Here is a 14721-nt window from a genome sequence, read left to right as displayed (position 1 = left end):
CTCTGCCCCTCGTATCGCACAGGAGTCTCCGTGTGTTTACACCGCTAGAACTGGCTCATTGCCTATTAATAGTAGATTACAAGGTCGGTGCTCTAACCAGTCCGGGTGAGCGTAGGGCGGTGACTCCTGTGGGAATAGCACGTGTCTGAAGACTCGTAGGAAGTGTTCTTCTTCCGGAGAGGCTGAAGCCGTGCCCGCGGAAAGCATCCGCCCGAAGCGACCCCGGACGGCAATTATTGCACAAATTTCACCAGTAGTAAAAAAATTATTTAGATCATAGGAGGCTCTGATAATGAATCAACATATCTATCAGTTAATATCGTTTCTCCTTAACTATCCAACGGAAGAAATGATAGACATCTTACCAGAAATAGAAATGGAAATAGAAGAACAATCGAACAGTCAAATCAAAGTAAATATCAAGCAGTTTATTCAACAATCAAAAGAGATGTCACTAGACGACTGGATCACGCACTATATCGAGCATTTTGACTTTGGAAAATTAACGAATCTCTATGTAACCTATTTGAAACTAGGCGAACAGCGCGAACGTGGCTTGGAATTACTTAAGCTTAAGAAATATTATGAGGCACATGGGTTTGAAGTAACCGACAAGGAATTACCAGACTATCTTCCAGTTATGTTAGAGTTCTGTGCTAATGTCCCAGTTGAAGTAAGTAATGAATTACTTGCTATGCACCATCAGGCAATCGGCGAAATTCAGGCAAGATTAGTCGAAAATAATAGCTATTACCGATTATTATTTGATGCACTCTTTCTTTATATGGAAGAAAACGGGGTAACATCTGTGGCTCTTAAAGAAGCCTAGGGGGGAGCGTAATGGATCTATTACTGTGGGGGATCTTTCCCTATATTGTGTTAACTATATTTATTGGCGGTCTTATTTATCGTTATCAAAAAGACCAATTTGGCTGGACGACTAAATCCAGTGAATTTCTTGAAAAAAGACAGTTAAGAATCGGTTCGCTTTTATTCCATTGGGGAATTATATTTGTATTCGGTGGTCATGTATTAGGCTTGATTATTCCAGTCGAGCTTTATAATGCACTTGGAGTAACTGAGCATACGTATCACATTGTAGCAATTGCTTTTGGAATTCCTGCGGGGATTGCTGCATTTATTGGGATTATCTTATTAACCTACCGCCGAATAAGTGTCAAACGGATTATGGCTACAACATCTGCAAGTGACTGGGTTTCCTTAATTTTCATCATCCTTGCCATTGGTTCAGGATTACTTGCGACTTCTTTTAATGTGGATGCGCAGGGTTTTGATTACCGGACAACTATCGCGCCATGGCTGCGGGGACTGTTTATTTTCAATGTCCAGCCAGAGTTAATGGCAAGCGTTCCAATCTGGTTTAAAATCCATATTTATTGCACATTCTCTTTATATGCCGTTTGGCCATTTACAAGATTGGTCCATGCGTTTAGTTTCCCGATTAGATACCTAAGCAGGAGCTATGTGATCTATAAACGCAGGGCTGCAAGGTAAACCAACAGAAGAGAGTAGCTTTTAAACACTGGCTCTCTTCATTTATATGAGGAGAGTCATGATGAGTAAATGGTTTTATTTCAATATCATCCTATTAATACTTTCAGTTTGGCAAGTTGTAAATCACTTTTCTTTTCCAGCTTTAAGCACCCCTATTTTATTTGGGCTTATTGGCTTTTTATTATTTTTGTTTAATTGGACAAGGAACGCTGTATTTTCTACTATTCGCAACACACCTGATCGAAAAATGAAAATTAAATTCGTGAACATATCGAAAAGAGTAATGCCCTTTCACCGCTGGACAGGTACTTTAGCACTGGTTTTTATTTTATTGCATGCTATTTCGATTCTTCATTGGTATGGGTTTTCCTTTCACAACAGCAAGATGGTAGTAGGCCTGCTTGCCCTCATTAATTTAATCCTCATGGTGGTAACAGGGTGGTGGAGATTGATAAAGCCAACAGGGAAATTGAGAAGGACCCATTTGCGATTAGGGATAGCATTGTTTTTCCTGATTGCAATCCATTTACTTTTATAATTCGTGCTAAAGAGAAAGGATGTAGAGGATTTGATAACGAATCTAGAGTTGGACAGACAACAAACAGATGGAATGCTTTCGCTTTGTATGAAAGTGAGAGAACAAATAATAAAGGATTCAACGAGTGGAATAAAAGAGAAAATTAAGGAAATGGAAGGACTTTTGGAATCTAAAGGCGAATATAGCACCAGAGAGAGATTTTTTATGTTAAGCACTATGGCAAAGTATTACAGAAAAGCAAGTAACTACGATAAAGGCGGCAATTATAGTCGGCAAGCTATTCGATTATCGAAGGAAATCGAGGACAATTATATTGAATTGGTGATTGACACTTACCTTGATTATGCTGCACTAGAGAGTGATTACGGACAGCTATCCAATGCTCGAATAGAGTTAGCTAAATTATTGGCATTGTTAGATTCTAAGAATTATCAGGATGCCTATGCATATGGAGCTATTTTTAGCCGTTTGGGCAAAGTTGCTCTTGCTGAAGAAAATATGGAAAGTGGCTTAACTCAGCTCGAGAAAGCATTAAGCTATTTTCATAAGGCAGTTCCATTTACACATCCCATTATTGCTCAAACTATTGATATATTGTCCGATGCATATATCAATATGGAAAATTACACGAAAGCGCTGGAATGTCATCAGCAATTGTTAAAAGCATACCAAGAGGAAAAAGATAAAGAAGCAGAAGCACGAACATTACTAAAAATTGGTGAAATCCAATTTTACATGGATTTAAAACAAGCTCGAAAAACGCTTACACAGGCAATCAAGCACATGGATGAATTATATAAGGGAAATCATTTAGACATTGCTAAAGCTATTTTGATGCTAGCAGAAATAGATGAAAATATGGGGAGTTTCCCTCGTGCTATCAATTATTATAAACAAGCATTAGGACAATTAACGACTTTCTATGATGATACTCATTTTATGATTGTTTATATCTACTCTAAAATAGGCACGATTTCGATGAAAATATTTAAATTAAACGAGGCGAAGAAATATTTAGAGAAGGGATTGAAATTAGCCACTGCCTTTCCTAGAATCAGGCAGCAATATCTGTATGCACTTGGGAAGATTTATTCCGATGAAAAAAGCTATGACAAAGCATTTAAGATGTTCAAGGAGTTTCTGGAACGACTGGAACAAGAGGGACGGAAAAAATCCATTGCTTATGGGAATACATTACAGGCTATCGCTTTTAATTATTTGCAGCAAGAAAAAATAGAAGATGCTTTTTCTTATTATAACGAAGCACTAGCAATCTATGAAACGCTGCCAAACTGCAAGGAAGAAAAGGGACTCACCCTGATTCGCTTAGCATATTGTTATGAAAATAAAGAAGAAAAAAATGTGAATAAAGCAGAAAGCTGTTATGAGAAAGGGTTTAAAATCATTGGAAAAGTCCATCAGCCGGAGTTATTTGAAGAAGCTTTGGCAGGCATCATAGAATTCTTTACAAGGAATCATAATCCGCACAAACTAAGAATTTATGAGGATAAATTCGTGAAGCTGCAAACGAGGAAAGCAACGTTTTAACTCCGTAAATTCTTTTCAAAGAAAGTGATATTTGTTACAGACCCGCACTATAAATAGTAGATATAATGTTCTTAGAAGGAGAGATGATCCGAATGACAGTATTAACAGATAAATTTGGTCGGCCATTGAAGGATCTTCGTATCTCTGTCATCGATCGTTGTAATTTCAGGTGTACGTATTGTATGCCAAAAGAAATCTTTGGCAGAGACTTTGCGTTCATGCCTAGAGAGCAACTATTAAGCTTTGAAGAAATAGAACGTATTGCAACGCTATTTGTAGCATTAGGCGTAAAAAAAATCCGATTAACTGGTGGGGAACCTTTACTGAGGAGAGACTTGCCTGTATTAATTGAAAAGCTGACGCGCATCGAAGGGTTAGAAGATATCGGGCTGACAACAAATGGATCCTTGCTTTCTCACATGGCAGAAAAACTAAAGGATGCAGGTCTAAAACGTGTCAATGTAAGTTTAGATGCATTGGATGAGGCATTATTTAAATCCATTAATGATAGTGGTGTGGGCCCAGAACGTGTGTTGAAGGGTATCCAAAAAGCGAAAGAAGTAGGCTTGGAAGTAAAAGTCAACATGGTCGTAAAAAAAGGAATGAATGATGGAGAAATTGTTCCAATGGCAGCATATTTTAAGGAACAAGGAATTCAGTTAAGATATATTGAATTTATGGATGTTGGACAGTCAAATGGCTGGAACTTCAGTAAAGTGATAACGAAAAAGGAAATTTTCGAAGAGCTTTCCAAACATTTCAAAATGGAAGCTGTTGATCCTGCATACGTAGGTGAGGTAGCAAAACGTTATCGCTATAGTGGTACGAATACAGAAGTTGGGTTTATCACATCTGTATCCGAATCCTTCTGTTCCAGTTGCACAAGAGCACGGATTGCTGCAGATGGAAAAATGTACACCTGTCTGTTTGCAGGGAATGGTTTTGATTTCCGTGAACTGTTACGTTCTGAGAAAACAGATGAAGAAATAAAAGAAGAAATTAGGAACATATGGAGTAGCCGGACCGATCGATATTCAGATGAGCGGACAGCAGAATCAGCTAAACATAAGAAGAAAATTGAGATGTCTTATATAGGTGGGTAGGAGAAAAAATGATGGGAAATCGATATTCACGACAAATGCTTTTTAAACCGATTGGTGAAGCTGGGCAAGAGAAGATACAAAACAAGCATGTACTCATTTTAGGCTGTGGTGCATTGGGATCTGCTAATGCGGAAAACCTTGTCCGTGCTGGAATAGGAAAGCTGACGATTATTGATCGGGATTATGTCGAATTAAGTAATTTACAAAGGCAGCAATTGTATACCGAAAGGGAGGTCACAGAGCAACTTCCAAAAGCAATGGCGGCTAAACAGCGCCTGCAGCAAATTAATTCTTCGGTTGTTATCGATGCTTATGTTATGGACGCCACACCAGTGACACTTCTTCCTTTATTAAAAAATGTGGATATCCTAATCGATGCAACGGATAATTTTGAAACGCGATTTATCCTGAACGACTTAGCACATAAAGAGCAAATACCGTGGATTTATGGATCTTGTGTTGGAAGTACAGGCATGAGTTTTACGATTTTACCAGATGAGACCCCTTGTCTCGGTTGCTTAATGGATACGATGCCAGTCTCCGGAGCCACTTGTGACTCTGTTGGAATTATTTCACCAGCAGTCCAAATGGTTGTTGCCCATCAAACGGCAGAAGCCTTAAAACTGCTTGTTGGTGACAACAAAGCCTGCCGAACAAAGCTGGTGACATTTGATTTATGGAATAATCATTATCATATGATGAAAGTAGATCGTGCTAAAAAAGCAGATTGTCCGACATGTGGTGAAAATCCAAGCTATCCGCATTTAAACTATGAATCACGCACAAAATCGGAGGTGCTTTGTGGAAGAAATACGGTACAAATACGAACGCCTCAGAAATTAAACCTCGATGAACTAGCGCATCGATTACAGAAAATTGCCCCGGTCAAACATAATCAATTTTTATTGTCATTGGAATACGAATCATATCGTCTCGTGTTCTTTCGGGATGGCAGAACATTAATACATGGCACTGATTCAATTGAAAAAGCGAAAACAATTTACAATCAATTAGCAGGATAAAGGTGATGACGCATGGTAGAAAGACGGAAACCGATTAAAGTAAATGAAGCAATGGCTAGAGTGATGAATTTTACAAAAAGCGGCAAGGTCGAATACGTACCGATAGAAGAAAGCTATGGTCGTTTTCTTGGTGATGCTATTCTGGCTGATCATCACGTACCTCCATTTGACAGGTCTCCATATGATGGGTTTGCTGTAAAATCAGCAGACACTAAAATGGCTTCCAGTAAAAATGCTATATCATTTGAAGTCATTGGTGAAATAGGAGCAGGCAGTGTATTTAACGAGCAGGTTGGTGACAATGAAGCGGTTCGAATCATGACAGGTGCTCAAATTCCAAACGATTGTGATGCAGTAATCATGTTTGAGTCCGTGAAGGAATATGTACAGGATGGAAAGGATTATTTCCAGTTAAAGCGAAAATTGCAGCCGGGGGATAATATATCCTTTGCTGGTGAGGATACAACAAAAGGAACAGTGCTTGTCTCCAAAGGTACCTATATTACCCCGGGAATTATTGCCGTCTTGGCGACCTTTGGCTATAAGGAAGTTCCGGTTAGTGTAAAACCTAAAATTGGTATTATTGCTACAGGCAGTGAATTATTAGATGTTGATGAATCGTTAAAACCTGGCAAAATCAGAAATAGTAATGCTTATATGGTATACGCTCAGGTTATCAGAGCAGGTGGCGAGCCAATTTATTTCGGCCAATTTAATGATGATTTTGAAACCTGCTATCAAAAAGTGAAGGATAGCTTGGAAAAGGTAGATTTCCTTATTACAACAGGTGGAGTATCTGTTGGAGACTTCGATTTTTTGCCAGCGATTTACGAAAAGTTAGGTGCTTCTGTTTTATTTAATAAGATTGGTATGAGGCCAGGGAGTGTGACAACAGTTGCGGAGATTGACGGGAAACTGTTGTTTGGTTTATCCGGAAATCCTTCTGCATGCTATGTTGGGTTTGAGCTTTACACAAGACCTGTTATTCGTACATTTTTAAAGACAAAAGCAGCTTATTTAAAGAAAGAAGTTGCCATCCTTGGAGCAGACTTTCCAAAACCGAACCCGTTTGACCGTTTTGTTCGTGGACGCTTATCCTATGAAACTGGGAGATTAGTAGCTACCCCGGTTGGCTTAGATAAATCAAATGTTGTTACTTCCCTAGCTGAAGCAAATATTCTTATTGTATTGCCTGGAGGCACAAGAGGGTATGAAACGGGTATGGAGGTTTCTATTATTCTCCTGGAAGATCAAGAAGGTACAACGTTTGAAAGTTTTACTACAGCAGATGTGAATTCAAGAAGGAGACAGCGCACCTATGAATGAATTATTTGAGATTGTTGAAGAACCTATTCAAGTAGAAGCTGTAATAAAAAAAGTAGAACGAAGAGAAGCAGGGGCTATCACAACGTTTATCGGAGCTGTCAGAGAATGGACAAAAGGAAGAAGAACGGTTTATTTGAAGTATCAGGCCTACGTTCCAATGGCGGTAAAAATGCTTGCTAAAATTGGAGAAGAAATAAATGAGAAGTGGCCAAATACAAAAGTAGCTATTACACACCGAATTGGGCATTTAGATATTTCGGATATCGCGGTTGTTATCGCTGTTTCCTCACCACATCGCAAAGCTGCTTATGAGGCGAATGAATATGCAATTGAAAGAATTAAACAGATCGTTCCAATTTGGAAAAAAGAACATTGGGAAGATGGCGAGACCTGGATTGGTGACCAATTGGAAAAGGTTCCTTATCCCAATGGAAAACCAGATGTAAAGGATGAGAAGCATGATTAAGATATTATTATTTGCCCATTTACAAGAAAAGGCAGGAAGTGATCAATTAACGGTAGACCAGGAACAAACAACAATTCGTGATTTGAAAAATAACCTTAAAGTAACGTACCAGCTTATTGAATTAGATCAAGTAATGACAGCAGTAAATGAAGAATATGTAATGGACGATGAAATTGTTAAAGCTGGTGATACGGTTGCATTTATTCCACCAGTAAGTGGTGGGTAATAGAGAATACAGCATAAACGGCGAAGGAGAAGCTGAATGGAAATCATTCAAATCGTTGGCTTTAAAAATAGCGGGAAGACGACACTTGCTTCCGAAATGATAGCAATGTTAAGTGAATCGGGGCATACTGTGGCATCGCTTAAACACCATGGTCATGGTGGTGCCCCGATTGGATTAGAAAATACGGATAGCGAAAAACACAAGCAAGCAGGTGCCCTCATCTCTGGGGTTGAAGGAGGAGGAATCTTACAGCTTTCAGCTGCATCCTGGGATGTTGAACAACTAATTGCTATTTATCAACTTATGGGCGTTGAAGTACTCGTTATCGAAGGCTTTAAAAAAGAACCTTTTCCGAAAGTGGTTCTCATTAATCGTGAAGAAGATTTTTCGCTATTAGAACAAGTAATAAATATACAAGCAGTAATCACCTCTTTACCATTCGATAAACCGCTGATGTATCCTGTTTTTAAAACGTCGAAGATAGATGAATTTTATGAATGGATGAAATGGGATTTTAAAAAAAGACAAGATAAGGATATCTAACTTTTTGTGTTCTAGATCGTTTTCAAGGACCAGAGTTTCACAGAAACTCAGCAATCAGCCGAGAAAGCTTACTAGGATAGGGAAGAAAAGGGCTATGAAAAAGAATCGTCATTTTAGATAAAAAGTCCCTCATATACAAGACGAAGGACTAAGAGCAAGAGCATCATAAACTTAATAAGAGCAAGATTTACTTGCATTTTTCAATTAATTAATATTGCATATATCAACCGGACAATTTTCACACCCAATTTGTTCACGTAAATAGTCAATATCCTTAATGAGTATTTTACCAGATTTATCAATGGAAATTACGTTGAGCTTTCTAAGCTCTACAAGCATACGATTGACACTTTCTCTGGTGGCAGCAATAAACTTAGCCAATTCTTGATTTGTTAAGGTCAGATTTATTAAAATGCCATCAACCTGCTTCGTTCCATAGCTATTGGATAAACGGATGAGTGTGGAGTAGAGAGCACCCTTTTTTCCATTTAGTAATAAATCTCTTATCTTTGACTGAAATTTACGCATATGGTTACTCGTCCATTTCATAAATTCAAAGGTTAATTGACTATTCGTCATTAATGCTTTTTCCAACTGATTTTTATTAATAACAAATACTTCTCCAGCTTGTAATACTTTAGCGCTTAGTAAATATTTAGGATGATCACTAAACAGTGTTAATTCACCAATGATATCTTTGTCTTTACAAATTCTTAGAATCATTTCTTTTCCATCTGCTGTTAATTTAGAAACTTGTACAAGTCCTGATTTAATAATATAAATATCATGTGCATCTGCACCTTCGTGAAATAGGAAGGTATCTTGATTCATTTCTTTAAGCGTACTAATTGAATCCATCAGTGTTCTCAGTTCAGGAGAAATCGTATCTTCGTTCTGACGTGCATTTAATAATAAACTTGTTCGCATATCAGTAGCCTCCTTGTTGAATGCAAACCATATCATATCTATTTTATCATTAGATGTGGTGGAGGCGTGGTTACAACATTGTGAAATTTGTACAAACTCTACTGCAAAGGAGTTTTTTTAAGGTGAATGAAAAAATAGCAGGCATTATATTAGCAGGTGGAAAGTCAACAAGATTTGGGGAACCAAAAGCATTTGCACAAAAGGATGGAAAAGCATTCTATCAACATTCCTTGGATGCTTTAACCCCAATTGTTGAAAAAATGGTTATGGTGACAAATTCTGAACTGAAGCATCGTTTCCAGTCCAGTGAAACAAAAATGACGATAATTCAGGATAGGGAGGAATATCAGGGACATGGACCATTAGCTGGTATTTTGACTGCTATGGAACAAATGAAAGCCGAATGGTATCTTGTTATTCCGATTGATGTTCCGTTTATGAATCAATCTATATTTAGAACACTAATGAAGCATATCGATCAAGACGTTGACGCTATTATCCCAATCGCTAAAGGAAAACTCCAACCCCTGATTGCAATTTATCGTGCTTCAGTCAAGGGGTTAATCAAACATCAATTAGATCACCAGCATCGCTCATTAAGAAAGCTTTTGGATAAATGTATGGTAATGTATGTAAACATGGAAGAAGAACAGTCTTTTATAAATATTAATCGCCAAACAGACTATCAAAAATGGATAAACAAGCAAGAGGATAATTGAATGGAGGAGTGAGCACGTTGCTAACGAATCATAGAAAAGGCGCGGCACGAAATATTTCGATTGCAGTTGTTACAGTCAGTGATACACGAACAGAGGATACGGATAAAAGCGGCAAAAAGATTATGGAACTGTTAAAGGAAGCAAACCATCAAGTTGCTTTATATAAAATCATCCTGGATGAGCGGGAGGAAATTCGGATGACAGTTGAAAAGGCTATTTATAGTAATAAAATTGATGCTGTAATTGTAAATGGCGGAACTGGTATATCCTATCGTGATGTCACGATTGAGTCAATAGAACCTTTATTTGACAAGCATCTCCCAGGATTTGGAGAGCTTTTTCGTCATTTCAGTTATCAATATGATATTGGTACTGCCAGTATTTTATCCCGAGCAACCTGTGGTGTTGCCAATCATTGCTTGATTTTTTCCATTCCTGGTTCAACAGGTGCTGTAACATTAGCAATGGAGCGCTTGATTTTGCCTGAAATCGGACATATGGTGAAGGAAATTAAGAAAGATTTAGGATGATGACAGATGAAAAAAATGACTATTATATTGACTTTATTATTCCTGTTAGTGTTAGCTGGTTGTGCCAATGATTCAGAATCTGAAAAGACTGCAGAATTAACGGTTTCTGCTGCAGCTAGCATGACCGATAGTTTATTGGAAGTTAAGGAAGCCTTTGAAAAAGAGAATCCTGCAATTAAGATTTCTTATAATTTTGGAGGATCTGGAGCACTAAGAAAGCAAATCGAACAGGGGGCACCAATTGATCTATTTTTTTCTGCTTCGAAAACAGATTATGATAAACTAGTGGAGCAGGATATGGTACAAGAAGGGACTGCTATCTTTCAAAATGAGCTTGTGCTTATCAAATCGAATCAAGCAAATTTAAATTCTATAGATGATTTAATGCAGCAAGGTGGAAGTATAGCAGTTGGCACACCTGATGCAGTTCCAGCGGGTACATATGCAAAAGAGGTATTGGAAAATATAGGTGTTTGGAAAGAGCTGCAAGACAGACAAATGCTTGTATTTACAAAAGATGTCAGTCAAGTTGTTACATTAGTGAGCCAAGGAGCGGTTGACGCTGGTATTGTTTATGCCAGTGATGTAATTGCTCGGGATGATATGACAGTAATTGATAGGTTTGACCCGAGTCTTCACGCTACAATTGAATATTATGCAGCAATCATCGAAAGTGAAGAACAACAATCTGAAGCAATGCAGGCACACGAAGCCTTTTATCAGTATGTGTTAGAGGACGAGGCAAAAGATATTTTCCGTAAATACGGCTTTCTAATCATGGAGTAGGTGAATTCAAATGGAATGGTCATGGCATCCGGTTCAATTATCTTTTTATGTTTCCACCATTGCAACGGTCTTTACCTTTTTATTGGCAGTTGTTTTAGCATATTGGGTGGTTCGTAAAGATCGAAAAATAAATGCAGTGCTGGAAACCATTTTCTTTTTGCCGTTAGTTCTTCCGCCAACCGTGATTGGATTTCTGCTTATTATTATTTTTGGAAAAAACAGCTGGATTGGACAAGCGGTAGAAATTATAACTGGAAATAGTATTTTATTTACGTCAACTGCTGCAATTATTGCAGCAATGACTGTTGCGTTTCCATTAATGTATCAATCCATTAAAACGGGTTTTCTTTCTGTTGACACGAATATTATTGGGGCAGCACAGGTTGATGGTGCAACGGAGTGGATGGCCCTATTAAAGGTAATCATTCCCTTAAGTATCCGTTCGATATTAACAGGGGTTGTTCTAGGATTTACCCGAGGATTGGGTGAATTCGGTGCAACGCTTATGTTTGCTGGAAATATTCCAGGGAAGACACAAACGATTCCAACGGCAATTTATTTGGCAATTGAAACAGATGCTACAACGATTGCTTGGTATTATGTATTAATAAGTATTGGTTTTTCCTTTGTCTTATTATTAGTAATTAATCGTATGCGTAAGGATGTATAAAACGAAGCCTTAATAGGGGAGAATCGGTAGTGATACCGATTCTAAGACTCAGCCCTTTTAAAATCTCCGCTTTTTCCACCACTTTTTTCTAGTAAATAGGTTTGTCCGATAATCATACCCTTATCAACTGCTTTACACATATCATAGACAGTTAGTGCAGTTACGGATGCTGCAGTTAATGCTTCCATCTCTACTCCTGTAGAGCCAACCGTTTTTACTTCTGCATCAATAATAAGTTCATACATATTGTTTTCAAGTGAATTCCATTCAAAGGATAAATCAACACCACTGATTGGAATTGGATGGCACATTGGTATGAGGGTGGCTGTTTGTTTGGCAGCCATAATACCAGCGACTTGCGCAACCGATAGGACATCCCCTTTTTTATTCTTTTGCTCGGTAATATTCTCATAAACTTCTTGTTTCATCTGCACACTGGATCGTGCAATTGCTTTACGAGCAGATTCGTTTTTGGCAGAGATATCTACCATTTTTGCTCGTCCATGTTCATTAAAATGTGTAAAGTTTGTCATTTTAGTCACCTGACTTTAGGATATTTTTAACGCTGTTCACATGAAATTAGTTGTTATATGATAGATAGTGATATCAATCTAATAAGTCTTCCGCTGTAATCAGTTTAAAGGAAGTATGCAGTAAATTCAATGAACAGCAAAACCTAAAAAGTGGCAATATGGTAAGAGGTGATTTGATGAAGGAAAAGTTAGAGTCGCATGCTGTTAAAAGTTCCCTTTTAGAGGATCTGAAATTATTAGTTAAATTTACTGTGTTAGTTGCAAACTACTTGCCTGTTCTTGCAGGCTATATTTTAGCATTGCATTTTACGGGGCGGGATTTTCAGTTGCTGGATTTCGTGTTTGTAAGTTTCGGCTCAACACTTGTTATGGCAGGCGCCTTAATATTAAATAATTGGTATGATGTGGACATTGACTCTGTTATGGATCGAACGAAAAAAAGACCTACCGTTACGGGAAGTTTTACAATGAGACAAGTGTTCACAACAGGGATTGTAACGACTGTATTCGGATTTATCATGCTCGTTTTTATCAATCTGGAAACAACGCTGTATGCCTTTATTGGTTGGTTTACGTATGTATTTTTATATACAATGTGGTCTAAACGCAGGTACACCTTAAATACGGTAATCGGCAGTGTTTCAGGTGCGGTAACACCATTGATTGGCTGGTCTGCGGTCGATAATGCAGTACATATCGTTCCTTTAACGTTGTTTCTTCTGCTATTCATTTGGCAAATACCGCATACATTTGCGATTGCCATGAAGAAATGTGAAGAATACCGTGCCGCTGGAGTTCCTATGCTGCCAGTTGTTTATGGGTTTAATATGACAAAGCGGCAGATGTTCATTTATATTGCTGCATTATTACCGCTTCCACTTTTTTTAACAACTTTAGGAACGGTGTTTGTTGTGATTGCAATGCTTCTTAATATCGGTTGGTTAGTGCTGGCTATCGCCGGATTTTTTGTGAAAGATGATTTGAAATGGGCACAATGGAACTTTCTCTTTTCGGTTAACTATTTAATGATTATTTTCTTATTGGCTATGGCTGTTACCCTTCCGGTGTTTCAGTAGAAATTTTCTACCCTTGGCTTCTGAGCTAGTTCAAATTTGATTGAACTAGCTTTATTTATGATTAAATCCAGTCCATTGTTTTTCTCGGCAAATAAGAAAGTATAAAACTTACCAATTTGTATAAGCGCAATTAAGGCATTCGCCTAAAGACTTGCACTCTATAGTAGAGGGGCTTCTAATAGAGCAAAGTATGCTTTAGTAAGAATCTCTTTAACGAATGCCAAGTTTTCCAAAAATTTTCCCCGAACATGAAACTTTTATCCAAGTCACTCGTATATTAATAAAGCGTTTAATTTTCGAGATATCGCTTTATAAGTCTGAAAGATTGTTAGATAATAAAATTAACATAAAAAATGGAGGAGAATGTGGAATGGAGATTTTAAGAAGATTCAGGGATATTATGTCAAGTAACATCAATGCATTGTTGGATAAGGCCGAAAATCCGGAGAAGATGATCGACCAGTACTTACGAGATTTGAATCAAGATTTAGGAAAAGTAAAATCTGAAACGGCATCCATTATGGCAGCTGAAAAGCGGGCGCAACGTGAGCTTGAAGAGTGTCAGTCAGATATCATAAATATGCAGAAATACGCTGTAAAGGCATTAGAAGCTGGAAATGAAGATGATGCAAGAAAATTCCTTGGAAAGAAAGCAGAGCTCACAGCAAAAGAAGCGGATTTGAGCACTTCCCATGAGCTAGCTTCTACAAATGCTCAGCAGATGAGACAAATGCATGACAAGCTTGTGTCGGATATTGGCGAACTTGAAGCGAGAAAGAATATTTTAAAAGGAAAAGCTGCTGTTGCCAGATCGCAAAAGAAAGTAAATGAATTTGCTTCTTCGATGGGTGGAGCAAATCGCTCGATGTCAGCCTTTGACCGAATGGAAGCAAAAATCAATCAGTCACTTGATGAGGCAAATGCAATGGCAGAGCTGAATAAAGGTGCCGGTGAAGATATCAATGATTTAACTGCTAAATATGATTCAGATGCTCAAGTTGAGAGTGAACTCTCTGCATTAAAAGCACAGCTGAATGTTGATGATGAACTGGAAGCATTGAAAGCACAATTACAAACTGAAGAAGAGCCAATACAAAGTGAAGAGCAGCTGCAAAGCGAGAAGGACCAAGCAAAAACTGAAGAACAATAATTTGCAGGCTACAGTACAAACTGTAGCCTGCCTATACATCGGA

General features: G+C 38.0%; 18 protein-coding genes. 16 read left to right on the top strand and 2 right to left on the bottom strand.

The genetic code is table 11. The annotated features are described in order from the left end of the window. Positions 1 to 292: 292 nt before the first annotated feature. The 10 genes from narJ to mobB all read left to right on the top strand — a co-directional run bounded on the left by narJ (position 293) and on the right by mobB (position 8287). Positions 293 to 829 carry a nitrate reductase molybdenum cofactor assembly chaperone gene (gene narJ, locus NSQ77_RS06390; RefSeq protein ID WP_339229685.1) on the top strand — a complete coding sequence of 179 codons (537 nt, stop codon included), beginning with the start codon at positions 293 to 295 and terminating at the stop codon, positions 827 to 829. Between the two features lie 11 nt (positions 830 to 840). Next, positions 841 to 1515, top strand: coding sequence for a respiratory nitrate reductase subunit gamma (gene narI / locus NSQ77_RS06385; protein ID WP_339229683.1), 675 nt, complete (start codon positions 841 to 843; stop codon positions 1513 to 1515). Between the two features lie 61 nt (positions 1516 to 1576). Beyond that, positions 1577 to 2053, top strand: a complete 477-nt coding sequence (locus NSQ77_RS06380; protein WP_339229681.1) for a hypothetical protein — start codon at positions 1577 to 1579, stop codon at positions 2051 to 2053. Positions 2054 to 2083: 30 nt separating this feature from the next. Beyond that, positions 2084 to 3601 carry a tetratricopeptide repeat protein gene (locus tag NSQ77_RS06375; RefSeq protein WP_339229679.1) on the top strand — a complete coding sequence of 506 codons (1518 nt, stop codon included), beginning with the start codon at positions 2084 to 2086 and terminating at the stop codon, positions 3599 to 3601. A gap of 92 nt (positions 3602 to 3693) precedes the next feature. After that, entirely contained in the window at positions 3694 to 4704 is a 1011-nt protein-coding gene (gene moaA / locus NSQ77_RS06370) for a GTP 3',8-cyclase MoaA (protein WP_339229677.1), read from the top strand. Positions 4705 to 4715: 11 nt separating this feature from the next. After that, on the top strand, positions 4716 to 5726 hold the full coding sequence (locus NSQ77_RS06365; protein ID WP_339229675.1) for a MoeB/ThiF family adenylyltransferase: 1011 nt from the start codon (positions 4716 to 4718) through the stop codon (positions 5724 to 5726). A 12-nt stretch (positions 5727 to 5738) separates the two neighbouring features. Then, positions 5739 to 7052 carry a gephyrin-like molybdotransferase Glp gene (gene glp / locus NSQ77_RS06360; protein WP_339229673.1) on the top strand — a complete coding sequence of 438 codons (1314 nt, stop codon included), beginning with the start codon at positions 5739 to 5741 and terminating at the stop codon, positions 7050 to 7052. Continuing rightward, the gene (locus NSQ77_RS06355) at positions 7045 to 7518 is read left to right on the top strand and encodes a molybdenum cofactor biosynthesis protein MoaE (RefSeq protein ID WP_339229671.1); all 474 of its coding nucleotides are present in this window, start codon (positions 7045 to 7047) and stop codon (positions 7516 to 7518) included. The genes glp and NSQ77_RS06355 overlap by 8 nt, the downstream gene beginning before the upstream one ends. Further along, positions 7511 to 7744, top strand: coding sequence for a molybdopterin converting factor subunit 1 (gene moaD / locus NSQ77_RS06350; protein WP_339229669.1), 234 nt, complete (start codon positions 7511 to 7513; stop codon positions 7742 to 7744). Before NSQ77_RS06355 ends, moaD begins: the two co-directional genes overlap by 8 nt. Before the next feature lie 36 nt (positions 7745 to 7780). Next, a complete protein-coding gene (gene mobB, locus NSQ77_RS06345) occupies positions 7781 to 8287 on the top strand; it encodes a molybdopterin-guanine dinucleotide biosynthesis protein B (protein ID WP_339229667.1) in 507 nt (168 codons plus the stop codon). A gap of 204 nt (positions 8288 to 8491) precedes the next feature. Here mobB and NSQ77_RS06340 read toward each other — a convergent pair whose 3' ends face one another. Further along, complete coding sequence (locus tag NSQ77_RS06340) at positions 8492 to 9214, bottom strand: Crp/Fnr family transcriptional regulator (RefSeq protein WP_339229665.1); 723 nt, start codon at positions 9212 to 9214, stop codon at positions 8492 to 8494. 122 nt (positions 9215 to 9336) lie between these two features. On the opposite strand from NSQ77_RS06340, the gene NSQ77_RS06335 reads away from it, so the two are divergent. From NSQ77_RS06335 to modB, 4 genes are read left to right on the top strand one after another with little or no spacing between them, the layout of a single operon-like run. Beyond that, positions 9337 to 9933 (top strand): molybdenum cofactor guanylyltransferase, encoded by a 597-nt coding sequence (locus tag NSQ77_RS06335; RefSeq protein WP_339229663.1) that lies wholly within the window; start codon positions 9337 to 9339, stop codon positions 9931 to 9933. Positions 9934 to 9950: 17 nt separating this feature from the next. Beyond that, complete coding sequence (locus NSQ77_RS06330; RefSeq protein ID WP_339229661.1) at positions 9951 to 10463, top strand: MogA/MoaB family molybdenum cofactor biosynthesis protein; 513 nt, start codon at positions 9951 to 9953, stop codon at positions 10461 to 10463. Between the two features lie 6 nt (positions 10464 to 10469). Beyond that, complete coding sequence (gene modA / locus NSQ77_RS06325; protein ID WP_339229659.1) at positions 10470 to 11249, top strand: molybdate ABC transporter substrate-binding protein; 780 nt, start codon at positions 10470 to 10472, stop codon at positions 11247 to 11249. Positions 11250 to 11259: 10 nt separating this feature from the next. Beyond that, positions 11260 to 11919, top strand: coding sequence for a molybdate ABC transporter permease subunit (gene modB / locus NSQ77_RS06320; RefSeq protein WP_339229657.1), 660 nt, complete (start codon positions 11260 to 11262; stop codon positions 11917 to 11919). Between the two features lie 41 nt (positions 11920 to 11960). Here modB and moaC read toward each other — a convergent pair whose 3' ends face one another. Continuing rightward, complete coding sequence (moaC, locus tag NSQ77_RS06315; RefSeq protein ID WP_339229655.1) at positions 11961 to 12452, bottom strand: cyclic pyranopterin monophosphate synthase MoaC; 492 nt, start codon at positions 12450 to 12452, stop codon at positions 11961 to 11963. 176 nt (positions 12453 to 12628) lie between these two features. On the opposite strand from moaC, the gene cyoE reads away from it, so the two are divergent. Together cyoE and NSQ77_RS06305 are read left to right on the top strand one after the other, a co-directional pair. After that, the gene (gene cyoE / locus NSQ77_RS06310; RefSeq protein ID WP_339229653.1) at positions 12629 to 13528 is read left to right on the top strand and encodes a heme o synthase; all 900 of its coding nucleotides are present in this window, start codon (positions 12629 to 12631) and stop codon (positions 13526 to 13528) included. 370 nt (positions 13529 to 13898) lie between these two features. Continuing rightward, entirely contained in the window at positions 13899 to 14678 is a 780-nt protein-coding gene (locus NSQ77_RS06305; protein WP_339229651.1) for a PspA/IM30 family protein, read from the top strand. Positions 14679 to 14721 lie beyond the last annotated feature (43 nt).

Source organism: Oceanobacillus sp. FSL K6-2867 (assembly GCF_037963145.1).
In the GTDB taxonomy this organism is placed as follows: domain Bacteria; phylum Bacillota; class Bacilli; order Bacillales; family Amphibacillaceae; genus Oceanobacillus.
The sequence above is the reverse complement of the archived record's forward strand: the minus strand, read 5'-3'. Positions and strand labels throughout refer to the sequence as shown.